Annotated in this window: 19 protein-coding genes; 13 read left to right on the top strand and 6 right to left on the bottom strand. The window is 64.6% G+C overall.

Features of this window, described 5'->3' with window-relative positions; translation table 11 throughout:
* The first annotated feature begins 80 nt into the window (after positions 1-80).
* On the top strand, positions 81-1,103 hold the full coding sequence (locus QHC78_RS18280) for an amidohydrolase family protein (protein ID WP_319747107.1): 1,023 nt from the start codon (positions 81-83) through the stop codon (positions 1,101-1,103).
* Between the two features lie 62 nt (positions 1,104-1,165).
* Here the strand turns inward: QHC78_RS18280 and QHC78_RS18275 are convergent, their stop codons facing one another.
* Together QHC78_RS18275 and QHC78_RS18270 are read right to left on the bottom strand one after the other, a co-directional pair.
* Positions 1,166-1,903, bottom strand: coding sequence for a class II aldolase/adducin family protein (locus QHC78_RS18275; protein WP_319747105.1), 738 nt, complete (start codon positions 1,901-1,903; stop codon positions 1,166-1,168).
* A 60-nt stretch (positions 1,904-1,963) separates the two neighbouring features.
* Complete coding sequence (locus QHC78_RS18270; RefSeq protein WP_319747103.1) at positions 1,964-2,959, bottom strand: Bug family tripartite tricarboxylate transporter substrate binding protein; 996 nt, start codon at positions 2,957-2,959, stop codon at positions 1,964-1,966.
* A gap of 113 nt (positions 2,960-3,072) precedes the next feature.
* On the opposite strand from QHC78_RS18270, the gene QHC78_RS18265 reads away from it, so the two are divergent.
* The gene (locus QHC78_RS18265; protein WP_319747100.1) at positions 3,073-4,092 is read left to right on the top strand and encodes an ABC transporter substrate-binding protein; all 1,020 of its coding nucleotides are present in this window, start codon (positions 3,073-3,075) and stop codon (positions 4,090-4,092) included.
* Positions 4,093-4,163: 71 nt separating this feature from the next.
* Here the strand turns inward: QHC78_RS18265 and QHC78_RS18260 are convergent, their stop codons facing one another.
* From QHC78_RS18260 to QHC78_RS18245, 4 genes are all read right to left on the bottom strand, one after another.
* On the bottom strand, positions 4,164-5,717 hold the full coding sequence (locus QHC78_RS18260) for a UbiD family decarboxylase (RefSeq protein ID WP_319747098.1): 1,554 nt from the start codon (positions 5,715-5,717) through the stop codon (positions 4,164-4,166).
* A gap of 59 nt (positions 5,718-5,776) precedes the next feature.
* The gene (locus QHC78_RS18255; RefSeq protein WP_319747096.1) at positions 5,777-6,763 is read right to left on the bottom strand and encodes a Bug family tripartite tricarboxylate transporter substrate binding protein; all 987 of its coding nucleotides are present in this window, start codon (positions 6,761-6,763) and stop codon (positions 5,777-5,779) included.
* A gap of 289 nt (positions 6,764-7,052) precedes the next feature.
* Positions 7,053-7,796 carry an enoyl-CoA hydratase/isomerase family protein gene (locus QHC78_RS18250; protein WP_319747094.1) on the bottom strand — a complete coding sequence of 248 codons (744 nt, stop codon included), beginning with the start codon at positions 7,794-7,796 and terminating at the stop codon, positions 7,053-7,055.
* Between the two features lie 55 nt (positions 7,797-7,851).
* Positions 7,852-8,673: an IclR family transcriptional regulator gene (locus QHC78_RS18245; protein ID WP_319747092.1), complete on the bottom strand. Its 822-nt coding sequence runs from the start codon at positions 8,671-8,673 to the stop codon at positions 7,852-7,854.
* Positions 8,674-8,855: 182 nt separating this feature from the next.
* Between QHC78_RS18245 and QHC78_RS18240 the strand changes: the two genes are divergently transcribed.
* The 11 genes from QHC78_RS18240 to QHC78_RS18190 all read left to right on the top strand — a co-directional run bounded on the left by QHC78_RS18240 (position 8,856) and on the right by QHC78_RS18190 (position 22,658).
* Positions 8,856-9,665 carry an FAD binding domain-containing protein gene (locus QHC78_RS18240; protein WP_319747090.1) on the top strand — a complete coding sequence of 270 codons (810 nt, stop codon included), beginning with the start codon at positions 8,856-8,858 and terminating at the stop codon, positions 9,663-9,665.
* A gap of 115 nt (positions 9,666-9,780) precedes the next feature.
* A complete protein-coding gene (locus QHC78_RS18235) occupies positions 9,781-10,275 on the top strand; it encodes a (2Fe-2S)-binding protein (RefSeq protein WP_319747223.1) in 495 nt (164 codons plus the stop codon).
* On the top strand, positions 10,272-12,638 hold the full coding sequence (locus QHC78_RS18230; protein ID WP_319747088.1) for a xanthine dehydrogenase family protein molybdopterin-binding subunit: 2,367 nt from the start codon (positions 10,272-10,274) through the stop codon (positions 12,636-12,638). The genes QHC78_RS18235 and QHC78_RS18230 overlap by 4 nt, the downstream gene beginning before the upstream one ends.
* A 13-nt stretch (positions 12,639-12,651) precedes the next feature.
* Complete coding sequence (locus QHC78_RS18225) at positions 12,652-14,283, top strand: FAD-dependent oxidoreductase (protein ID WP_319747086.1); 1,632 nt, start codon at positions 12,652-12,654, stop codon at positions 14,281-14,283.
* A gap of 4 nt (positions 14,284-14,287) precedes the next feature.
* Positions 14,288-15,112 carry a fumarylacetoacetate hydrolase family protein gene (locus tag QHC78_RS18220; RefSeq protein WP_319747084.1) on the top strand — a complete coding sequence of 275 codons (825 nt, stop codon included), beginning with the start codon at positions 14,288-14,290 and terminating at the stop codon, positions 15,110-15,112.
* 17 nt (positions 15,113-15,129) lie between these two features.
* On the top strand, positions 15,130-16,104 hold the full coding sequence (locus tag QHC78_RS18215) for a cupin domain-containing protein (protein ID WP_319747082.1): 975 nt from the start codon (positions 15,130-15,132) through the stop codon (positions 16,102-16,104).
* A gap of 32 nt (positions 16,105-16,136) precedes the next feature.
* Positions 16,137-17,108, top strand: coding sequence for a Bug family tripartite tricarboxylate transporter substrate binding protein (locus QHC78_RS18210; RefSeq protein ID WP_319747080.1), 972 nt, complete (start codon positions 16,137-16,139; stop codon positions 17,106-17,108).
* 23 nt (positions 17,109-17,131) lie between these two features.
* Entirely contained in the window at positions 17,132-17,968 is an 837-nt protein-coding gene (locus QHC78_RS18205) for a fumarylacetoacetate hydrolase family protein (protein WP_319747078.1), read from the top strand.
* A gap of 330 nt (positions 17,969-18,298) precedes the next feature.
* Positions 18,299-19,282, top strand: coding sequence for a tripartite tricarboxylate transporter substrate binding protein (locus QHC78_RS18200; RefSeq protein ID WP_319747076.1), 984 nt, complete (start codon positions 18,299-18,301; stop codon positions 19,280-19,282).
* A gap of 58 nt (positions 19,283-19,340) precedes the next feature.
* Positions 19,341-21,134: a thiamine pyrophosphate-binding protein gene (locus tag QHC78_RS18195; protein ID WP_319747074.1), complete on the top strand. Its 1,794-nt coding sequence runs from the start codon at positions 19,341-19,343 to the stop codon at positions 21,132-21,134.
* Positions 21,135-21,167: 33 nt separating this feature from the next.
* Complete coding sequence (locus tag QHC78_RS18190; RefSeq protein ID WP_319747072.1) at positions 21,168-22,658, top strand: aldehyde dehydrogenase family protein; 1,491 nt, start codon at positions 21,168-21,170, stop codon at positions 22,656-22,658.
* Positions 22,659-22,717: the final 59 nt, after the last annotated feature.

Below are 22,717 nucleotides of genomic sequence, written 5' to 3'. Positions count from 1 at the left end.
GCAAGGGGGCCGCGCCGCCCCGGCCGGACAGGCCGGGAAGCCCGGCCCGACGCCATCTTCGTCAAACAGGAATCGCCAGCATGATCATCGATTGTCACGGTCACTACACCACCGCACCGGCCGCCCATAACCAGTGGCGCGATCAGCAGAAGGCCAACTTCAAGACCAGCGGCGACATCGACCCGGCCTATCCGAACATTTCCGACGACCAGATCCGCGAAACGATAGAGAAAAACCAGCTGCGCCTGCTGCGCGAGCGCGGCGCCGACATGACCATCTTCTCGCCGCGTGCCTCGGCCATGGAACCCCACGTCGGCGACGAACGCGTCAGCCAGGTCTGGGCGCGCCGCTCGAACGACCTCATCAAGCGGGTCGTCGACCTCTATCCCGAGACCTTCATCGGCGTTTGCCAGCTTCCGCAGTCGCCCGGCACCTCCATCGCCAGTTCCATCGCCGAACTCGAGCGCTGCGTCAACGAACTGGGCTTCGTCGGCTGCAACCTCAACCCCGACCCCTCGGGCGGCAGCTTCAGCGCCCCGCCGCTGACCGATCGCTCGTGGTATCCCTTCTTCGAGAAAATGGTCGAACTGGACGTGCCGGCCATGATCCACGTCTCGGGTTCCTGCAACTGCGCCATGCACGCTACCGGGGCCTACTACCTGGCCGCCGACACCATCGCCTTCATGCAATTCATCGAGGGCGACCTGTTCCGTGACTTCCCCACGCTGCGCTTCATCATCCCGCACGGCGGCGGCGCCGTCCCCTACCACTGGGGCCGCTACCGCGGCCTGGCCGACATGCTCAAGCGCCCGCCGCTGGCCGAGCATGTGATGAAGAACGTGTACTTCGATACCTGCGTCTATCACCAGGCCGGCATCGATTTGCTGTTCCGGGTCATCGACGTCGACAACATCTTGTTCGGCTCGGAGATGGTGGGCGCGGTGCGTGGCATCGATCCTGAAACCGGGCACTACTTCGACGACACCAAGCGCTATATCGACGCGCTGGACATCTCCGAAGAAGACAAGCGCAAGGTGTTCGAACTCAACGCGCGGCGTGTTTATCCCCGCCTCGACGCGCAGCTCAAGGCCCGCGGCCTGTAAGACGCCGGGCCTGCCCATGGCAAGGCCGCAAGCCCGCGACGTTCCCGGCGTCGCGGGCTTTTTTATTGCCCTTCGGGCGCCTGGGGAGCCGCCGCTATGCCGGCACGCCGGCTCCAGTACTCCCATGCACGCTGCATCTGCGGCGAATCGGGCGCGACCTGGCGGCGCACCTCGATCTCGCCAGCCGTGAGCGGAATGACCTTGCCCATCTGCATGGCCTGCATCAGCACGCGCGCGTTCTCTGGCATATAGATCGCCGCCTTGACCGCTTCGACCAACGAGCGGCCGGTGGTGGTAAATCCGTGGCCCCGCATCAGCACCGACCGGTGTTCCCCCATGCAGCACGCCATGTCGCGGCCATGCTCCATGCAGGTCACCAGCAGATTGGTATCGCCGAAGCGCTCATGGATATTCCACAAAGGCACCCTGTGGCCCATGTCGCTGGCGGTATGGATGACAGGCACCAGGGGCGCGTCGCAGACGGTGAACGGCAGCACCGCGCCGGCATGGCTGTGGATGACGGCATGGACGTCGGGGCGTGCCTCGTAGATCGCTCCATGGATGAATCGCTCCAGGTAGGGCTGGTGCCCGTCGTCGTCGACCGGCGTGCCATCGAGATGGTAGAGCTTGATGTCGCCGGCCTCCACCAGTTCGGGGCTGCGGGAGCGCGACAACAGATACTGGCCCGGTTCGCCGGGATGACGCACGCTGACGTGCCCATAGGCATCGACCACCCCTTGGTCGGCCAGGATGTGGTTGGCAGTAACCAGGTCGCGTATGAGATTGGGTAGCTGGAACATTGCACTTCCTCGAAGGATGGGGGATGGGCCGCCATAGGCGCGGCACCGGAACAAACCTCGCTACTCGATCGCCGTACCGGACTCTTTGACGACCTTCGCCCAATGGGAGACCTCCTGGCGGATGAAGGCCGCGAACTGCTCGGGGCTCAGGTTCTCGCTTTCCACGCCCGCCCGCTCGAGCCGCTGCGCGACCTCCGGATTCGCCTTGGCGCGCTCGATCTGCGCATGCAAGTAATCCACGATGGCGGGCGGCGTGCCCGCAGGGGCGATCAAGCCGAACCACGTGGGCGTTTCAAAGCCGCTTATGTTCAATTCCCCTAAGGTCGGCACGTCGGGAAGACTGGGCAAGCGCCGGCTGGAGGCAATGGCGATGGGCCGCAAGGCCCCGCTCCGGATGTGGGGGAGCAGGTCCACCGGCGTAAAAAACTGCAGCTGGATCCTGCCTGTCAGCAAATCCTGCAGCGACTCGCCGCTGGATTTATAGGGAACGTGCACCATTTTCGTCCCGGTCCGCACCTTGAACAGCTCGCCAAAGATGTGGGCCGTATTACCCTGCCCCGACGATCCGAAGCTGTACTTATCCGGGTGCGCCTTCAGTTCTGCGATCAGCTCGGGCAGCGTACGCGCGGGCACCGACGGGTGCACGACGAGGACGTAAGGCACCTTGCCGATGAAGCCGACGGGCGTGAAGTCCTTGATGGTGTCGAACGGCAGGGACTTGTATAGCGCGCGATTGGTGGCGAGCATGTTGGCGGCCCCAAGCCCGAGGGTGTAGCCGTCGGGAGCGGCCTTGGCGAGTGCGGAGAGGCCGACGTTGCCGCCGGCTCCGGGGCGGTTCTCGACAAAGAAGGTCTTGTCCAGCATGGAACTCAAGGCAGCGCCCATCGCCCTGGCCAGAGAATCCACGGTTCCCCCGGGCGCATACGGGGCAATGATGCGCACGGGCCGGGATGGATAGTCGGCCGGCGCGGACTGGGCACCGGCTGCGGGGACGTGGCCGGCCAAAACGAAGCCGGCCACGCAGGCAGCAAGGGTTGGAAGCGGAAAACGGATCATGCGAGTCTCCTCCATGTGTATGGCGCCATAAAGCGCAAAGCCACTATAATTCGCAGTACAGATTTACAATTCGCTATACGAATAAACGCGACATCTACCAGAGGGGATCCGCCATGCAAGCAAGCACTCCAGCCACTCCATCCGCTCCTTCCCCGCGCGTGCCCGTGCGCTTCGCCTGCGGCCTGTACGACCGCATGCAGGCGCTCTATACGGGCGAGGTCGTGCCCGAGGGCATCGACCTGCAGTTCGTCAACATCGACGCCCCGCGGAAAATCTTCGACCGCATGGCGGGCGAACAAGCCTTCGACGTTTCGGAGCTGTCGACGTCCGAATTCATCACCCGCATGAGCATGGGAGACGACTCTTTCGTCGCCATTCCCGTGTTTCCGTCGCGGACCTTCCGTCATAGCTTCATCACCGTGAACCGGCGTTCAGGAATCCGGTCGCCCAAGGATCTCGAGGGCAAGCGTATCGGCGTGCCGCTCTACACCATGACCGCGGCGGTATGGATCCGCGGTCACCTGCAGGACGATTTCGGCGTCGACTTTTCCAGCGTGACCTGGGTCGAAGGGTCGATCAACAGCGCCACCAGCCACGGAACACCGTCCCTGATGCCCCTGGTACGCGAGGTTGCAGTGGAACGCGGCTATGGCGATGGCAAGTCGCTCAGCCAGCTTCTGGACGAGGGGAAGATCGACGCCATCTTTGGCACCACCCTGCCGGAATGCCGGCGCCACAACCCCGAGGTCCAGCGGCTGTTTCCGGACTTCCGGGAGGTGGAAAAGGCCTATTACCGGCGAACCGGCATCTTCCCCATCATGCATCTCGTCGCCATCAGAAAACCGGTCTACCAGCAGCATCCCTTTATCGCGCAATCGCTGTATCGCGCCTTCAATGAAGCCAAGCAGCTGGCCTACAAGAACATGCGCAATCTGGCGGCCCTGCGCTACATGCTGCCGTGGCTGCCCGACGACCTCGACGAACTCGACGAGGTATTCGGCGCCGATCCCTGGACCTATGGTCTCGAAGCCAACCGTCACACCCTGTCCACCCTGATGCGATACATGAAGGAACAGGGCCTGATCCGCGACACGCTGCCCGTCGATCAACTGTTCGTTCCCGTGCAAGACTGATCCCGGCCGGTACCGGGGCCGGAGGCCGGTGCATCTTTGCCGGCTTCCGGCCCCGATGGCGCAGGCCCTGTCTACCCCTGTAACCGGTAGCGTCCGCGCTCGGTATCGCGCGCCAGCACGCCTTCGTTGCGCAAGTCCTCCAACGCGCGTACCACATCGCCGCCATCCTCGCTTCCCACAGCGGCCATCAGTTGCTCGAAGAACTTCGGACCATCTGCCAGTGCCGCGCGCACCGACTCGAAACGCTGTCCTTCGTACTTGGGAGGGACGGGCGTGGTCGCCTCCATACGCCCGCCGGAGCCGAAACTCCACGTCAGGTCGAAACCCGCCTTCGATCCGGTGGTCGCTGCTTCGTCCAACGAAGGATCCAGCGGCAAAGTACGAAAGCCGCCCTGGACGACCAGGTCGCGCTCGGGCTGGAACCGGGTTCCCATCGCCCACTCGATCTGTTCGTCCGAAAAAATATCGATGTCCGGATCGACCACGAATACGTTCTTCACATTCGCCACCGAGGCGAATACGGCGGCGATTGCATTGCGCGCTTCGCCCGGCACGCGCTGCTGCAGCGCGATCCTCAGGTTGTAGACGCCGCCGGTGGCGGGTGGCGCGTAGATGGCTTTCACCTCCCGCACGGCCGACTCCAGCGCGCGCCAGGCGAGCACCTCCGTGCGCAACGCACACAACTGGGCGGTATCGGTGCGGCTCATGGCATTGCCGCCTATGGTCAGGGTCTGGAAAATCGCATCCTTGCGGCGCGTGATCGCAGTCACACGGAGAACCGGATTGATCTTGACCCCGCCGTAGTAGCCGAGGAACTCGCCATACGGCCCTTCGGGCTCGGTATAGCCGGCGGCATCGAGGTATCCCTCGATGACCCATTCCGCGTCGGCCGGCACCATCAGGTCATTGGTAAGGCTTTTCACCACCGGCAGCGGCGCACCGCGCAGCTGTGCCATCAAGCCGAGCTCGTCCACCGGCAGGCGCATCGTCGCGGCAAAGTAATCGATAGGATGGCTGCCGACGACGATGGACAAAGGCAGGTGCTTTTTCTGGGCCAGGCTCGCCAGCAGGATCACCCGCAGGTCCGATGGCGCGACGAGGTCGATGCCGGTTTCCTTGCGGCCGCGGATCATCAGCCGGCGCAGGCCGATGTTGGTCCAGCCGGAGGCCTGGTCATGCGCGAAGTCCACCGCTGCCGAGATATACGGGCCACCATCCAGCTCGTGCTGGAGGTTGATTGGCAGCGTGGTCAGATCGATGTCGTCTCCCGTCATCACCACTTCCTGCACGGGCGCCTGCTCGCGGCTGATCTCGACGAATTCGGGCTTGCCACGCAAGCGTTTCAGGATTTCGGGCAGCAGGCCGCGCGGAGCAACGCCGAAAGCGTGCGCCATGCGAGTGCGGCTGGCGAGCGCGTTTCCGACCAGCGCATAGCCGCTCGCGCCGGCCTTCTCGAACAGCACCGCCCGGGGGTTGTCATGGAGAATGGAGGCCACGTCGGCGAGGCGGGTGGGCGCGGACCGTATTTCGATTTCATCGGCGCCATGGGGCAGCTCGCGCAAGCTATCCAGGAAACGCTTCAGGCGGAAACGGTCAAGGTCAAGGTTGGGGAGATCTCTTTTCATGGCTCACTCTTTCAAGCCGGGTGCGGCGTGACGCATCTGTCCAACGCCGCGGACGGCATTTACTCCTTGACGGTCAGGGAAAGCTGCTTTGCGAGAGGAACCAGGAATTCCAGTTCATCCTTGATGGTCTGCGCCGCCTTGGCTGGCGGCTCGTAGTTCACCCGGTACCCCAGGCGGCTCATCATTTCTTCGCTGCGCGGGTTCTTGACGATCCGCTCGATGGCCGGCACCAGCTTGTCGCTGATCTCCTTGGGCAGTCCTGGCGGCGCTACCACCGCGAGGAACACTTCCAAGTGGACTTTCGGATATCCCTTGCTCTCGAAAGTCGGTACGTCGGGAAACCCTTTCAGCGGACTCGTCGCGGCCAGCGCCCGCACTTTTCCTTCTTTGATGAATTCGGTCAGGCCGGCCCAGATCAGGGATGCGCTATCGACCTGGTTGCCGACCAGATCCGCCAGGATCTGGCTCGTGCCTCCGCTGTACGGGACACGGGTCAATCCCGCGCCCGAGGACGACTTCAGCAGTTCCAGGTTGAAGTGGCTATGCGAGCCCATGCCGATGATGCCGGTGTTGTATCGGCCCGGCTCCTTCTTCGCAGCCTCGATGAGGTCCTCCAGCTTCTTGAACGGCGACGCACCGGGGACGAGCAACACGACCGGATTCGATACGGTGTTGCCGAGATAAGTGAAATCCGTGCGCGGGTCGTACTGGACAGCCGGCTGGATCACTGTCGCGCTCGTCACCACCGAGGAATGGAGCACGCCCAATGTGTAGCCATCCGGCGCAGCCTTGGCAATGAAGTTGCCGCCGATCACCCCGCCCGCGCCCGCCTTGTTCTCGACGATGAAATCGCCCTTCAATTCGCTGCGCAGACCTTCGGCCAGCATGCGGGCGAATGAATCGGTCGCCGACCCGGGCCCTAGCGCCACGATGATACGCACCGGGCGCTCCGGATAGCTGCCGTCAGCCGCCGGCGCCGGTCCCGCCACCGCGTACGTTGCCGCGGCAAGCAACGCGGCGAGCCATGCTCTCCTCTTTCCAACCATGGTTTGTCTCCTCCTTGTTATGTGCCCTGCCAGACACCGGCGTACTTGGCGCCGGGATGCCGGGGCAGCCGCTGGCGACGCTCCGGATATGGCTTCTGGCGAGCATGGGCGTGCCCGTATCTTTCTATTCGCTTTGCGAATAAATTTATTGCATTGCGAATTCAAAGGTACAGGCGATGACGTGCGCCGTCAACAGTCGCGGCGCGTCTCAGGGAAAACTTGGAGGGAGGCCAGGCGAACGGCAAGACGCCGCCCATACATCCCTGTACGGGCGGCGCAGCAGGAGGGATCAGGAACGACCGGAGGTCTTTTTCATTGCGCTGGCCGTGTTGACCATGGCATGCAGGCTGCGCGCGTAATCGACCGCTCCCTGCTCGCTCATACCGGGAGCCACGCGCAAGTATTCTTTCAAGCCACGCACGGCGGGACGCGGAGTGGCCGCCAGCTTGGCGCAGAACGACTCCACCTCGTCGTCCAGCCGGGCGGCCGGCACGACGGTGCTCACCAAGCCATAGGCCAGCGCCCGCTGGGCGTCGATGAATTCGCGCGAGTAAGTCATCCAGAGGATGGCATTGCGGTTCATGCGATCGAACAGCGCCGACATGACCATGGTAGGCATGATGTTGTGCGCCATTTCAGGGATGTTGAAAGTCGCCGCGTCGCTCGCGAACGATACGTCACACAACGCGATGACCGCGGTGCCGAAGCCCATCGCCCTGCCCTGCACCGCGCCCACCACCGGCACTTGGCAGCGGCGGATCGCGCTGTAGCAATTGAAGATGGCATCGTACTCGTCGCGGCGGGCATAGGCCTCGGGAGACGGCGGCGGCGCATTCGGATCGCGGGCCCGGCCGGTGCAGAAGTCGGCCCCGGCGCCGCGTAACAGCACCAACTCCGCCGATTCATGTGCCCGGTCCAGCAAGCCGGCCAGCTCGAGCGCCATCGCATCGCTCATCCCGTTGCCCTGCTCCGGGCGGTTGATCGTTACGCGCAAGATCGGTCCGTCTTGCTGCACAAGCAGTTCATTACTCATGGTTCTCCTCCAGGATGGTGGCCGCGTACGCCAACCGCACGCGGCCGGAATCGTATCAATGCGTGGACTTGATGGCTGAGCTCAAGCGATCGGCAAGCGCCTTGAGGTCCTTGCCGATCGCGGCCAGCCTTTTGTCAGGGAACATCGGCGCTAGCCCGCCGCAACTTAGCGACATGGCTACGCTGCCGTCCTCCGCGAACACCGGCACGGCGACCGCGTTGATCTGCTCATGCAGGATACCCTTGCTGACCACATACCCGAGCTTTTCATAATCGACCAGCGCCTTCTTGAGCTTGGGCTGCAGCTCGGGCCAGCGCGCCTCGCGCGACCGGGAGAACTCGGCCAGGACGCCCTTGCGCCCCTCCGGGTCCAGGCCGGCGATATAGCCCCATGCGATGGGAGCGGAAACCAACGGCACCCTCGATCCCACGTCCGCGTTACGGATAAGGATGTCCGACCGCTGTGAACGGGCGAGGTAGATGATGTGCATTCCGTCGCGCACGCCCAGCGTGACTGCACCCTGATAGCGGTTGGCCAGCTCTTCCATTTCCGGACGCGCCAGCTCGGCGATCGGTGCGCCGGCAATCGCCGCGTAGCCCAGTGCCAGGACCGGATAGTTGGGACGCAGCTTCTCCCCGCCGTCGACGTGGACGAGGTACCCCTCTTGTATCAGCGTATAGCACAGCCGCCAGACCGTCGGCTGCGGCAGGCCCGTCATGCGCGCCAGCTCGGAGGCGCGCAGCGCCGGTTGGGCACGGGTGAAGCAGCGCAGGATTTGCAGACCGCGTGCCAGCGCAGTCACGAATTGCCGGTCTTTGCCTTTTCCTTCCTGTTCTAGCTGTTCGTCGTTGTCGGATTGGGCAGACGTTCGTTTCATGTAGCAGGGTTCCTCGTCGCAGGGGTAAAGCCCGGCCGGCGAGGCTGTCGAAAAAATTGACAGTCGCGCGGGGGTGGGCTAAATTTTTCGCAAAGCAGATAGTTAATTCGACATGCGAATAATATTAGCATGGGTCCACATAAAGCACGGTCTCCCGGCCGCGAAAAAATCGAGACATCACTGTGTACGCTACCCGCTATGTACGACCCCGCACGCTCGATGAAGCGGTCGCCTTCCTGAGGGATCACCCTGAAGCCCGGCCCCTGTCCGGAGGCATGACCCTCATACCGACTCTCAAGCAACGGCTGGCGGCCCCCTCCCACCTGGTGGATCTCGCGCGGCTGGAAGCCTTGCGCGGGATAACGGTTACCCAGGGCGTGCTGAGAATCGGTGCCGCCACCCGGCATGCCGAGATCGCGCACTCGCCCGAGGTCGCCCAGGCTATCCCCGCATTGTCTCATCTGGCCCGGCTGATCGCGGACCCGCAAGTACGCAATCGCGGCACGCTCGGCGGGTCCCTGGCAAACAATGACCCTGCCGCCGACTACCCGAGCGCGGTCCTCGGATTGAACGCTGCCGTGCTGACGACCGAGCGCGCGATCGCCGCCGACGACTATTTCCAGGGGATGTTCGACACCGCGCTGCAGCCGGGCGAACTGATCGTCGCCGTCGAGTTCCCTATTGCCCGCCAGGCGGGTTATCTCAAGCACCGCCATCCCGCCTCCGGTTATGCGGTCACCGGCGTCTTCATCGCGCGCGGCGACGATGGCGTACGCGTCGCCATTACCGGCGCCGGTCCATGCGTATTCCGCTGGCGGGAGGCCGAAGAACGGCTGCAGCGCGACTTCGCCGAGCGGGCCATTGCCGATCTGCATCTGGACCCGGAGTCCCTTCAGGGCGACGTCCACGCGCCCCAACGCTACCGGGCCAATCTGACCGAGGTCTATACGCGCCGGCTGGTCGGGCGGATGACAAGCGCGCCGGCGTGCTGACCGGCCCGGAAAACGGAATCACCCGGAGGATTGCATCGATGGAATTTTCTGGATCCCGGACGATCGCGGCGCCACAGATGCAACAAGACAATCAGGAGGCAGCGTGAACCTTCAGATGCACGTCAACGGACGGCCCGTGGAGCACGAGGTCGACGACCGGACGCTGCTGGTCGAATTCCTTCGCCAGCATTGCGCCTTGACCGGCACGCACGTGGGATGCGACACCTCGCAGTGTGGCGCATGCACCGTCAAACTCGATGGCGCTGCCGTCAAGTCATGTACCGTACTGGCCTGCCAGGCCGACGGCGGGCAGGTAGTCACCGTGGAAGGACTGGCGCGGGAAGACCGCCTGCATCCCGTACAGGAAGCCTTCGTGCAATGCCATGGTTTGCAATGCGGCTTCTGCACGCCTGGCATGATCATGGCGGTCGAGCACTTCCTCTCCACCTGCCCATCGTCGCTGGATGACGAAACCATCCACCAGGCGCTGGAAGGCAATATCTGCCGCTGCACGGGCTATGTGAACATCATCGCGGCGGTCCGCCATGCCGCGGCCGCGATGTATCCCCAGGCGTGGGGCGGCAATGCCGCCCGAGGGGCGCATGCATGATCGGACAGCCCATCCCGCGCCTCGAAGACCGCCGGCTGGTCCTGGGCCGGGGATGCTACACCGATGACCTCAACGAGCCCGGCCAAGCCTATGCCGTCTTCCTGCGCTCGCCGCACGCGCATGCCCGCATCCTGGCCATCGACACGGGCGCGGCCAAGGGCGCTCCGGGCGTCCTGGCGGTATTGACGGCTGCCGACTACCTCGAGGCGGGCTGCAAGCCCATTCGCCATGCCGCCAACCCGCCCGACGCCAACGACGTCTCGCAACCCTGGTTCAGGAATACCGTGGACGGCTTCCTGTTCCAGAATCCGCAGTTGCCCCTTGCGCACGACAAGGTCCGCCACGTCGGCGAAGCGGTGGTGATGGTGGTCGCGGAAAGCGCGGCGCAAGCGCGGGATGCGGCCGAGATGGTACAGGTCGATTACGAGGTGCTCGATGCCGTCGTCCAAGCCGATGCGGCCGCCCGCGACGGCGCCCCGCAACTCTGGGACGACGCGCCGAACAATATTGCGTTCCGCGAGCAGTGCGGCGACCGGGAGGCTGCGCGCGCGATGCTGGCCCGCGCCGATCTGCGTGTCAGCCGCGAATTCCGTATCAGCCGCGTCGTGAACTGCCAGATGGAGCCGCGGGCGGCGCTTGGCCTCTACGATGCGGCGCACGGCCGCTACACCCTTATATCGGGCAGCCAAGGCGTGATCCGGCTCCGGCTCACGCTGGCCGAGGCGCTGGGCGCCGCCCCGGACCGGGTACGCGTCGTCTGCCCGGACGTGGGCGGCGGCTTCGGCGCGCGCACGGCCATCTACATCGAACAGGTGGCCGTGGTCTGGGCCGCCCGGGTAATCGGCCGCCCGGTGAAATGGACCGGCGATCGAAGCGAAGCCTTCGTTTCCGACTACCAGGGCCGCGACCAGGTGATCCGCGCCACGATGGGCCTGTCGCGGGACGGCCGCGTCCTCGCCCTGGACTACGAATGGCTCGGCAATCTGGGCGCCCATACGGTGGCTTTCGTATCCATGGGCAACGGCTCGCGCGTGGTCTCGTCGGTCTACGACATTCCCGCCTCTTCCGTACTGGTAACGGCAGTGCTCACCAATACCGTGCCCACTGCGCCCTACCGCGGCGCTGGCCGGCCGGAAGCGATGCACGTCATCGAACGGATGCTGGACATCGCTGCCCGCGAGCTCTCGATCGACCGTATCGAGATTCGTCGGCGCAACCTCGTCAAGCCCGGGCAATTGCCTTACCGGAATCCGATGGGACTGACCTATGACAGCGGCGACTTCGAAGGCAACATGGACCGCGCCGTGGCGCTATCGGAGTGGGATGGCTTCGAGGCGCGGCGCCGGGAGGCGCGCGCTCGCGGCAGGCTGCGCGGCATAGGCGCAGCCAACTACATCGAGTCGCCGGTGGGCGCAGCACGCGAGCGCGTCGAAATAACCGTCCTGCCGGCTGGCATCATCGATCTGGTTTCCGGCACGCAAAGCCAGGGACAGGGCCACGCCACCACATTCGCGCAAGTCCTCGCCTCGCAGCTGGGCATTCCGCTCGACTCGGTCCGACTGCGTACGGGCGACACCGAATTCGTCACGGCCGGCGGCGGCACGCACTCGGACCGCTCGATGCGCCTGGTCGGCACCCTGCTGGTAGAAGCAGCTGTGCAACTGATCGAAACCGGCCGGCAAGCCGCCCGCGAGCTGCTGGCCGCAGAGCAACTGAGTTTCGAGCATGGCGCCTACGCGACACCCGACGGAACCCGGCGGGCGACCTTGTTCGAGGTCGCGACGCATATAGCAGCGGCGGGACTGCCGGCGGACCGCTCCATCAGGACGCTCGCCGCGGCCGCGGACTTCACCGGCCGCATTCCCGCCTATCCGACCGGGGCCGCGGTATGCGAGCTGGAGATCGACCCCGAAACGGGCGAAGTCGAGCTGCTGAACTATACGTCGGTGGACGACGTCGGCCGCCCGGTCAACCCGCTCGTGGTGGAGGGCCAGGTCCACGGCGGACTGGCCCAAGGCATCGGCCAGGCGCTGTCGGAAGCCTATTACGTGGACCAGGAGAGCGGCCAGGTCCTATCCGGCTCGTACATGGATTACGGCGTGCCGCGTGCGGGCGCGGTCCCTCCGCTACGCATAGAAATGACCGAGTCGCCCACCCGCGGCAACCCGCTAGGCATCAAAGGCGGCGGCGAAAGCGGCATCACGCCGGCGACGGCGGCCATCTTCAACGCGCTGGCCGATGCCTTGCGCGATGTGACGGCCGAGGAAATCCCCATGCCCGCTACGTCCGCGGTGCTGTGGGAAATTCTCAACCCGGCAGCCTGTGACCCATCGCGCCCCATAGCTCAACCTCCATACAGATAGAAGGCATATGCATTTGCAAACAGAAGTTCTGGTGGTCGGCGCGGGGCCGGTCGGCCTCGCCCTCGCGGGCGACCTGGGATGGCGCGGCCGGCAATGCCTGGTCGTCGAACGCGGCGACGGGGTCATCGGCCAACCGAGAATGGACCTGGTCGGCATTCGCACCATGGAATATTGCCGCCGCTGGGGACTGGTGGCCGACGTCGAAGCCAGCCCCTACAACCGTGACTATCCCCAGGACAACGTCTACCTGACCACCTTGAACGGCTACGAGCTCGAACGGCAGCCCATGCCGTCCATGAACGACGAGCAGGCGCCGCCGGAAAGCCCGCAACACCGCGAACGCTGCCCGCAGAACATGTTCGATCCCATTCTGTGCAAGTTCGCCGCATCGCAACCAACGACCACCCTGTCGTACCGGCACGAGCTGGTCTCTTTCGAGCAAGACAGCGAAGGCGTAACCGCCAAGGTCATGGACCTTGCCGCCGGTGTCGAGAAAACGGTACGCGCCCGCTTCCTGGTGGGCTGCGACGGCGCCCGCAGCGTCGTCCGGACGCAATTGGGCATCGGCATGCAGGGCCGCGGGCTCCTGACCAATACCACGAACGTCATCTTCCGCTGCCCGGAGTTCAACCGGCTGCACGACAAGAAGCCGGGCTATCGCTATATGTTCGTCGGTCCCGACGGCATATGGGCCACCATCGTCGCCATCAACGGACACGACCAGTGGCGCATGTCCATCATCGGCAATGCCCACGAACGCCCCGAGTACACGGACGAGCAGATCAAGGCCTTCGCCTACCGCGCCCTGGGCAGGCCATTCGATCTGGAGATCCTGTCGGTACTACGCTGGGCGCGCATGGAACTGGTGGCCGACCGCTACCATGAAGGCCGGGTGTTCATCTGCGGCGATGCCTGCCACCTGACCTCTCCGACGGGGGGCCTGGGCATGAACACAGGCATCGGCGACGCCGTCACCCTGTCTTGGAAACTCGCGGCTCACCTCGAAGGCTGGGGCGGTCCGGCCCTGTTCGATGCCTACGACAATGAACGGCGGCCCATTGCCAAACGGATCACGGCGTTCTCGACCATGAACCTGCAGACCATGAAACAGGTCCCGACCAGCGCAAAGCTGTTCGATGACAGCGCAGAAGGAGCCGAGGCGCGCGCAATGGCGGGGCGTGCACTCGCCGAAGGGCTGAAGCAGGAGTGGTTTTCCATGAACATCCACCTCGGCAACCGCTATACCTCCTCGCCGGTCATCGTCTATTCGGAGCCGGAAGACCCGGCGGCGATAGAGGCTGAGTTCAACGACGCGATCCACTATCGCCCGACCTCCCGCCCGGGCTGCCGGGCACCCCACGCCTGGCTGGAAGACGGCCGGTCGACGCTGGATCTGTTCGGGCGGCAGTTCGTGCTGCTGAGCTTCGGCGACCACGGTGGCCAAGGCGCAGCCTTTGCCGATGCCGCCCGGCAAGCGGGCACGCCCGTCGAGCACGTCCACATCGCCCAGGCCGACGTGGCCGCACTGTACGAAAAGAACTTCGTCCTGGTTCGCCCCGACGGCCATGTCGCCTGGCGAGGCAACCGCATTCCCGAGGATGCGCCGGCGCTCCTCGCCACTGTAACCGGTCACAAAGGAAGCTGATCCCATGAAACTTTTCCGATTCAATGGAGGCCGCATCGGCGTCACCATCGGCGGCGACTCTTATGACGTCACCGACGCGCTGGGGATAGCCACGTCCATGTGGCCGCCCGTGCAGATGGTGCAACTGATCGCACACTTCGACGAGCGCATGGCCGGCATCGAGAAGCACACGAAGACCCGCCCCATCGACGACCTGTCCAAGTTGCGGCTGGAAACGCCCATCGAGTGGCCCAACAAACTGCTGGCCTATCCGGTGAACTACGTGAAGCACGGGCTGGAAATGAACTCGACCAACCGGGCCGACCGCAATGGGTTCTTCCTGAAGGCGAACTCGTCGCTGTCCGGTCCGAACGATCCCATCGTCCTTCCCGACCTGCCCGGCCGCGAGATCCATCACGAATGTGAAGTAGGCATCGTGATCGGCAAGGGCGGCCGGCATATCTCCCGCGCCGATGCCTATCGGCACGTGTTCGGCTATGCCTGCCTGATCGACATGGTGGTCCGCGGCAACGAAGAACGGGTCATGCGCAAGTCCTACGACACCTTCTGCCCGTTCGGACCGTGGATCGTTACCGCAGACGAAATTCCCGATCCCGCCAACCTCCAGGCCAGGCTATGGGTCAACGGGGAACTGCGCCAGGACGCCAACACGCGGGACCTGATCGTCGACATACCCGAGATGATCGAAATCGCATCCAGGGTCGCCACGCTCTACCCCGGGGACATCATCGCGACCGGTACGCCGGAAGGCGTGGGGCCCGTCAAGCGGGGGGACCGCGTGCGGATCGCCATCGAGCACATCGGCGAGATGACCCTCGACGTCAGATAGAAAAGGGTAGAACCACCATGACTAAAACCTTGAAACCGGTGCTGGCCTTCGACGACGCGCAAAGCCTGGACGAACTGCACGCCATGCTGGACGGTGTCCGGATGAAGAACGGCTGGGCCAAGCCCACCCCCTCGCTCTACCCGGAACCCAAGCGCCCCTTCATTCCGGCGCATTGGCGCTATGTCGACGCGCGTGCGGCCTTGCACACCGCGGGCCGGCTCGTTGGAACCGACCGGGCGGAGCGGCGCAATCTCATCATGGCCAACCCGGTTCCCGGCAACGACTACGGCACCACCCGTACCATCGTGGGTGCCTACCAGATGGTCAAGGCGGGGGAATTCGCGCGCAGCCACCGCCATACCCCCAACGCCATGCGCCTTATTCTCGAGGGGTCGCCCGAAGCCTACACCATCGTCGACGGCAAGCGCATTCCCATGCTGCCGGGCGACGTCCTGCTGACGCCGAACTGGTGCTACCACGGCCATCACAACCAGAGCAGGCAGGACGCCTACTGGATCGACTTCCTCGATGTGCCGCTGGCGGAATACCTGGGCCCCATTTTCTTCGAGATCCATCCCGATACGCTCGAGCAAGGAAACGAGGTCGAGCCATTGTCGAGCATGCGCTTCGCCTACAGCGAATACAGCGTGAGCCTGGCGGCCGTCCAGGATGCCGCACCCGGCATCAAATGCATGGAACTGGGGCCGCCACGCCTCGCCACCTTCGATCGCGTAGTCGTGCGCCTGATCGCCGGCGCCCAGTGGGAGCGGCCGCGCACGACCATCAACCAGATCTATGTGGTGGTCCAGGGCAGCGGCACCACCACTTCCGGCGAATACTCGTTCCAGTGGAATCCAGGCGACATGATCGCGATTCCGAGCTGGCACGATCATCGCGTTCACGCCTCGAGCGATGCCGTGCTGCTGCGCGTTTCCGACGCGCCGCTCATGCGCATGCTGGGATGGGAACGCACGGCAACCACCACCCGATAAGTCAAGAAACCCCGATCACCAGGAGGTTCAGGATGAGACGCCAACTAATCCTTTCCATCGCCGCAAGCGCAGTGCTGGCATCCGGCATCGCCCAGGCCCGGTCCGACTATCCATCCCGTCCGGTGACCATCGTGGTCACGCTGGCGGCAGGTGCCACCAACGATATCGTGGCACGTATCGTCGCGCAGAAACTCACCGAGCTCACCAAGCAGACTTTCGTTGTCGAGAACCGTACCGGCGGCAACGGCACCATAGGCGCATCCCATGCCGCCCACGCAGCGCCAGACGGCTACACGCTTATGCTGGGCAACACCAGTACGCTGGCCATCCATCCCAGCCTGTTCTCCAAGCTCGATTACGACCCGGTGAAAGATTTCTTGCCGGTGTCGATCCTGGCCGAGTCTCCCAGCGTGATGGTGGTGAACGCGGCCGTACCGGCCAGGACGCTCAAGGAATTCATTGCGTACGCGAAAGCGAACCCTAAGGGCGTGGCTTACGGCTCTCCCGGCAGCGGGTCGCCGTTCCACCTGTCCGGCGAGCTTTTCAACAGCCAGGCAGGGACCACCATGCTGCACGTACCTTATCGCGGCAATGCGCCGGCCATGACCGACCTGATGGGCGGCCAGATCCAAGTCATGTTCGACAACACGCCCAACGTCATCCCGCAAATTCGCGCCGGGAAGCTGCGGGCGCTCGCGGCCACATCGAACCAGCGCATTCCGCAACTGCCCGATGTGCCGACTCTGGCCGAGGAAGGCTTTCCCGAAGCCGAGTCCACCTCCTTCTTTGCATTGGTCGCGCCCAAGGGCACACCCACCGATATCGTCGACCAGCTTTCGGAGAAAGCGCGGGAGGCGATGCGCGACCCGGCGATCCAGGCACGCCTGACCGAGTTGGGCGCCACCGCGGTGGGCAGCACGCCGCAGCAAGCCCAGAAATATCTGGACGAGCAGGTGGCCAAGTGGAGCAAGGTCGTCAAGGCGTCGGGCGCGAAGGCGGATTGAACCGCTCTATCCCAAGGAACCCCATGAAACTGATCAAGTTCGAGACACAGGGCAAGACCAGCACGGGCGTCGTCGTCGACTCCGGCGTGATAGACATCGGCCGCCATGCGCCGCATCTCGGCACGATGCAGGCCATGCTGTCGGCGTTGGACGAAGTACGCAGGCTGGCCGGCCACCGGCCCGCGGATTACCCACTCGGCCAGGTGTCGCTGCTGGCCCCCATCGACGCGGCCAACCGCATGTTCTGCGTCGGCGTGAACTACAAGTCCCACGCCGAAGAGACCGGCCGGGAGGTATCCCCCCGGCCTTCGGTGTTCATCCGCGTGCACGAGAGCATCGTCCCCCACGAAACCCCCATCATCCGCCCCAAGGTGTCGACCCGCTTCGATTTCGAAGGCGAGCTGGCGGCCGTAGTGGGCCAGACCGCGCACCTCGTGCCCGAACGCGAAGCGCTCCAGTACGTTGCCGGCTATAGCTGCTTCATGGACGGCAGCGTTCGTGACTACCAGAAATTCTCGGTCACCGCCGGCAAGAACTTCGACCGCAGCGGCGCCTACGGGCCATGGATCGTGACCGCGGACGAGATACCCGACCCCTCCAGGCTGACGCTGACGTCCCGATTGAACGGCAACGAGATGCAGCATTCCGGTACCGACATGCTGATCTATCCCGTGCCCCTGATCCTTTCCTACTTGTCCGAAATCACGACACTGATACCCGGAGACGTGATAGCCACAGGCACACCCGCCGGCGTCGGGCACCGCCGGGATCCGCAGGTATGGATGAAGCACGGCGATCGCATCGAAGTCGAGATCACCGCAATCGGCACCCTGGCCAACACCGTAGCGGATGAGCAATGAACAACGAGACGCCGGGCGATTACGAAGCGCTGGCCGCGCAAATGCTGCCCGACGGGGTATGGGAGCGCCAGGGCAAGACGGGTTGAAACTGACCAGCGAAGGCTGGCGCATCTCCTACAAAGCCGGGGACGCGATTTTCCGGAGTACGCACTAGCCGCGGCAAGCGCATGGTATCCGGTCGCCGCGCATTGACACGCTTCATGCGCAGCCTCTATATTTTTTGCGTATTCCGTATAGAGAATCATTGTTCCTTATAAAGGAACATTCGAATAAAGACGCAGCCCCCACTCCCGCCAGCGGGGCCGTGCGCGCTGCGTACCAGGAGACCCCATGGATCGTCGCTTTGCGTGTGTGACGCTGCTCAGTTCGTCGCTGCTTTCGCTCACCGCCGCCAACGCCGCGCATGCCGCCGCTGATTGGCCCACCAAGCCGGTACGTGTAATCGTTCCCTATGCGCCCGGCGGCGGCTCCGACACCCTGGGCCGGCTCGTGTCCAAGCACTTGTCCGAGACGTTCAAACAGCCGTTCGTAGTGGAGAACCGCGCCGGAGCCGCAGGCGTGATCGGGTCGCAAATGGTCGCACGCGCCGAACCCGACGGCTACACCCTGGTGGTCTCCGGCATCGGGTCCCATGTCGTCGCGCCGCTGCTGCAAGGGAACACCTATGATCCGATCAAGGACTTCACGCACATCGCGTTTCTGGGCGGCCCTCCCACTGTCCTGGTCACCCATCCCGACCAGCCCTACAAGGACTTGAAGAGCTTCGTCGAACAGGCGCGAGCGCGTCCCGGCGCCATCAGCTGGGGATCGCCCGGCCAAGGTACGCACGGCTACATGATAGGCGAAGCGTTCGCAGCCGCTGCGAAGGTCAAGATGGTTCCGGTCAACTACAAGGGCGGCAATCCCGCCATGACGGACCTGCTCGCGGGGCACATCACGTCGGCCTTCATGTCGTTCGGCACAACCACTCCATACATCCAGTCAGGCAAGCTGCGCGCCCTGGCGATCACCTCCACCAAGCGGGTCGAGGGCTTCGATAACGTCCCGACTTTCACCGAGCTCGGCTACCCCGCGCTCACAGGCACGACCTGGTTCTCGTTGTCCGGCCCGGCCAACCTGCCCGCAGCCATCGTCGAACGCCTCAACACGGAAGTGCGTCGGGCCCTGCGTGCACCAGACGTGGTCGACGAAATGCGACGCCAGAACATGGAAACCATGGACATGGACGTCGCGGCGATCAATCGCTACGTGAAGTCGGAGATCGAACACTGGAAACCCTATATCCAACCCGCACGGAAAGACGCCCAGCCCTGACGGCGTGCCGCCCTGCCGTTCCCGCCCTTCCTCTCATCCATACTCCCAGGACCCTTTCATGGACGTAGAAAAACCGGTCATCGACGGACCCGTCGAGATGCAATGGGGCAGCGACTACCTGGCCGAAGTCATACGCCGGCTGGACTTGCCCTTTCTTGCCATCAATCCCGGAGCCAGCCTGCGAGGCCTGCACGACAGCCTGGTCAACTACCTGGGCAACGAGAATCCGCAGATGCTGCTGTGCCTCCATGAAGACCACGCCGTCTCGATCGCCCACGGCTATGCCAAGGTAACCGGCAAGCCCATGGGGGCAGTCGTCCATAGCAACGTCGGACTCATGCATGCCTCCATGGGCATTTTCAACGCATGGTGCGACCGCGCTCCCATGATCGTGATCGGCGCCACCGGCCCGGTGGACGCCGCAGAAAGGCGACCGTGGATAGATTGGATCCACACCTCGCGCGACCAGGGCGGGCTGGTACGCGACTTCACCAAATGGGATGACCAGCCGGGTTCGCTGGCAGCGGCGGCTGAGGCGATGATACGAGGCAGCCTGATCGCCAATACGGCGCCGCGCGGACCGGTGTACTTGTGCTTCGACGTTTCCTTGCAAGAAGCCCGGCTGGATCCCTCGATCAAGTTGCCGGAGCCTGGCCGGTTTGCGCCGCCGGCTCCTCCCTATCCCGATCCTGCCAGCGTGCGCCGCCTCGCCGATGCCTTGGCGCAGGCCCGCAGCCCGGTCCTGCTCGCGGGCCGTGTCTCGCGCAGCGAAGAATCGTGGCAACGTCGCATCGAACTGGCCGAGCGGCTCGGGGCCCGGGTACTGACCGACCTCAAGCAACCCGCAGCGTTCCCGACCGACCACCCGCTGCATCCTGTGGCACCGGCTTTCTTCATGGGCGACGAGGGCGGCGCCCTCCTCCGCGACGCGGACCTTGTCCTCAGCCTCGACTGGCTCGACCTGGGCGGCACGCTCAAGGTTGCCTCCCAGGCCGGGCCGCTGGAAGCGCGCGTCGTCCATTGCTCGCCCGACCAGTATTCCCACAAAGGCTGGAGCATGGACTACCAGGCCCTCCCGCCGCTGGACCAGCACCTGCTGTGCGAGCCGGACATGCTGGTGGATGCGCTGCTGGCGCTGGACGCGAAAGAACAGTGCTTCGACGGCCGTGCACGCCCTCCGGCTGCGGCTCCGGAGCGTCCCCCCTCTCCGCCCCCCGCCGGCGATGCCGAAATCACGCTGCATACCTTGTCGCATGCCTTGCGGCGAGCAACCGAAGGCATGGGAGTCTCGTTGCTGCGTACCCCGCTGGGCTGGCCGGGCAATGCGTGGCATTTCCGCCATCCGCTGGACTTTCTCGGCAAGGACGGCGGCGCCGGACTCGGATCCGGTCCCGGCATGTCCGTCGGCGCAGCGCTGGCCTTGCGCGGTACAGGGCGGCTGCCTCTTGCGGTCATTGGCGACGGCGACTACATGATGGGCGTCAGCGCGATCTGGACCGCCGCGCGCTACCGCATTCCGCTGCTGTTCGTAGTCGCCAACAACACTGCCTACTTCAACGACGAATTGCATCAGGAGAAAGTGGCGCGCACCCGTTCCCGCCCCACCGAGAACAAGGCCATCGGCCAGCATATCGGAGACCCCGACATCGACATCGCCGGTATCGCCCGCTGCCAGGGCGCCGTCGGCTATGGCCCCGTGAGCACCGTGGCCGAGCTGGCACAGGCCCTGGAACGAGGGATCGCGGATGTGCGGTCCGGCAGGGTCTGCGTCATCGATGCCCGCGTCGTACCGGGCTATGACTCCTTGATGGCCAAGGGCCTGCTGCGCGAAGTCAAAGAAGGCCGCCATTGATACATGCGCCCCATTCAGCACTAAGGAAACACCATGACGAGGTCCCAGCCTGACGCGCAAGCCGCGAGCATCGTTCTTCCCTCCCACCGTGACCTGTTCTATGGCGGCGCCTGGCACGCGCCGGCGGGCGGACGCTATGCCGAGGTCGTATCGCCCGGCGATGGCCGGCGGCTGGCCGACGTCGCCGTGGGCACGGCCGAAGACGTCGACGCCGCGGTAGCCGCCGCGCGCCAAGGTTTCCGGCAATGGCGCGATACGCCCCCCATGGCCCGCGCGCGGACGCTCAAACGTATGGCGGAAATCATCCGGGCCCATGCACATGAGCTCGCGCTGCTGGACGCGGCGGACAGCGGCAACCCCGTCACCGCCATGCTCGAAGATGCCAACGTGGCGGCAGCCCGCATCGACTTCTTTGCCGGCCTGGTCAGCGAAATGAAGGGCGACTCGATTCCCATGGGTCCGGGCTCCGTCAACTTCTCCATACGGCAGCCTTGGGGGGTGGTGGCCCGCATCGTCGCCTTCAACCATCCCTTCATGTTCTCGGCCAGCAAACTTGCCGCCCCGCTGGCGGCCGGCAATGCCGTCATCATCAAGCCGGCCGAACAGGCACCCCTCTCGTCGATCCGCCTTGCCGAACTGGTAGGCGACCTGTTGCCGCCGGGCGTATTCAGCCTGCTGACCGGGGGGCAGGAACTGGGCGCCGCCTTGACCGCGCACGCAAAGGTCGCCATGGTGGGCCTGGTCGGCAGCGTCGGTACCGGGCGCGCCGTCATGCGGGCCGCGGCCGACACGCTCAAACCGGTCCTGTTGGAACTGGGCGGCAAGAACGCCCTCATCGCCTTTCCCGACACCGATCCCGAAGAGGTGGCCGACGCGGCCGTCGCCGGCATGAACTTCGCGTGGTGCGGCCAGTCCTGCGGATCGACCAGCCGCCTCTACCTGCATGACGACATTCATGACGCGGTGCTGTCGCACCTTCAGCAGAAGATCCGCGCGTTCAAGCCAGGCCTGCCCACGGACCCGGCGACGACCATGGGCGCCATCATCAACGCGCGGCAATGCGAGCGCATTCTCGACTACATCGAGAGCGGCATCGCCGAAGGCGCCCGCCTGGTCGCAGGGGGCGGCCGCCCAACGGCTCCGGAACTGGCCTGCGGCTTCTACATCGAGCCTACTATCTTCACCGACGTGACGGCCGACATGCGCATCGCCCGGGAAGAGATTTTTGGCCCGGTCCTATCGGTATTGCGCTGGCGCGACGAAGCAAGCATGCTGGAGGAGGTCAACGGCGTCGAGTACGGGCTCACCTGCGCGATCTACACCCGTGACCTGAACCGGGCCCACCGGGTGGCGAACCAGGTCGAGGCCGGATATGTCTGGATCAACGAGGTCAGCAAGCATTTCCTCGGTGCCCCCTTCGGCGGTGCCAAGCAGTCGGGATTAGGCCGCGAAGAGTGCCTGGGGGAACTTCTGGCCTTTACGCAGGAAAAGAACATCCATATCAAACTTCGGCTGCATTCTTAGGCGACACGGAGCGCAGGGAGCTGCGCCGGCGAAGTGTCGTACAGTGGCGGCAAGAGTCC

Source organism: Pigmentiphaga sp. (genome assembly GCF_033795525.1).
In the GTDB taxonomy this organism is placed as follows: Bacteria; Pseudomonadota; Gammaproteobacteria; order Burkholderiales; family Burkholderiaceae_B; genus Pigmentiphaga.
The sequence above is the reverse complement of the archived record's forward strand: the minus strand, read 5'-3'. Positions and strand labels throughout refer to the sequence as shown.

Coding starts and splice junctions, on each gene's coding strand:
- QHC78_RS18275 (WP_319747105.1), bottom strand. CDS start 1,903: ATGTTCCAGCTACCCAATCTCATACGCGACCTGGTTACTGCCAACCAC.
- QHC78_RS18255 (WP_319747096.1), bottom strand. CDS start 6,763: ATGGTTGGAAAGAGGAGAGCATGGCTCGCCGCGTTGCTTGCCGCGGCA.
- QHC78_RS18235 (WP_319747223.1), top strand. CDS start 9,781: ATGCACGTCAACGGACGGCCCGTGGAGCACGAGGTCGACGACCGGACG.
- QHC78_RS18270 (WP_319747103.1), bottom strand. CDS start 2,959: ATGATCCGTTTTCCGCTTCCAACCCTTGCTGCCTGCGTGGCCGGCTTC.
- QHC78_RS18200 (WP_319747076.1), top strand. CDS start 18,299: ATGGATCGTCGCTTTGCGTGTGTGACGCTGCTCAGTTCGTCGCTGCTT.
- QHC78_RS18195 (WP_319747074.1), top strand. CDS start 19,341: ATGGACGTAGAAAAACCGGTCATCGACGGACCCGTCGAGATGCAATGG.
- QHC78_RS18220 (WP_319747084.1), top strand. CDS start 14,288: ATGAAACTTTTCCGATTCAATGGAGGCCGCATCGGCGTCACCATCGGC.
- QHC78_RS18215 (WP_319747082.1), top strand. CDS start 15,130: ATGACTAAAACCTTGAAACCGGTGCTGGCCTTCGACGACGCGCAAAGC.
- QHC78_RS18210 (WP_319747080.1), top strand. CDS start 16,137: ATGAGACGCCAACTAATCCTTTCCATCGCCGCAAGCGCAGTGCTGGCA.
- QHC78_RS18230 (WP_319747088.1), top strand. CDS start 10,272: ATGATCGGACAGCCCATCCCGCGCCTCGAAGACCGCCGGCTGGTCCTG.
- QHC78_RS18265 (WP_319747100.1), top strand. CDS start 3,073: ATGCAAGCAAGCACTCCAGCCACTCCATCCGCTCCTTCCCCGCGCGTG.
- QHC78_RS18280 (WP_319747107.1), top strand. CDS start 81: ATGATCATCGATTGTCACGGTCACTACACCACCGCACCGGCCGCCCAT.
- QHC78_RS18250 (WP_319747094.1), bottom strand. CDS start 7,796: ATGAGTAATGAACTGCTTGTGCAGCAAGACGGACCGATCTTGCGCGTA.
- QHC78_RS18245 (WP_319747092.1), bottom strand. CDS start 8,673: ATGAAACGAACGTCTGCCCAATCCGACAACGACGAACAGCTAGAACAG.
- QHC78_RS18260 (WP_319747098.1), bottom strand. CDS start 5,717: ATGAAAAGAGATCTCCCCAACCTTGACCTTGACCGTTTCCGCCTGAAG.
- QHC78_RS18205 (WP_319747078.1), top strand. CDS start 17,132: ATGAAACTGATCAAGTTCGAGACACAGGGCAAGACCAGCACGGGCGTC.
- QHC78_RS18190 (WP_319747072.1), top strand. CDS start 21,168: ATGACGAGGTCCCAGCCTGACGCGCAAGCCGCGAGCATCGTTCTTCCC.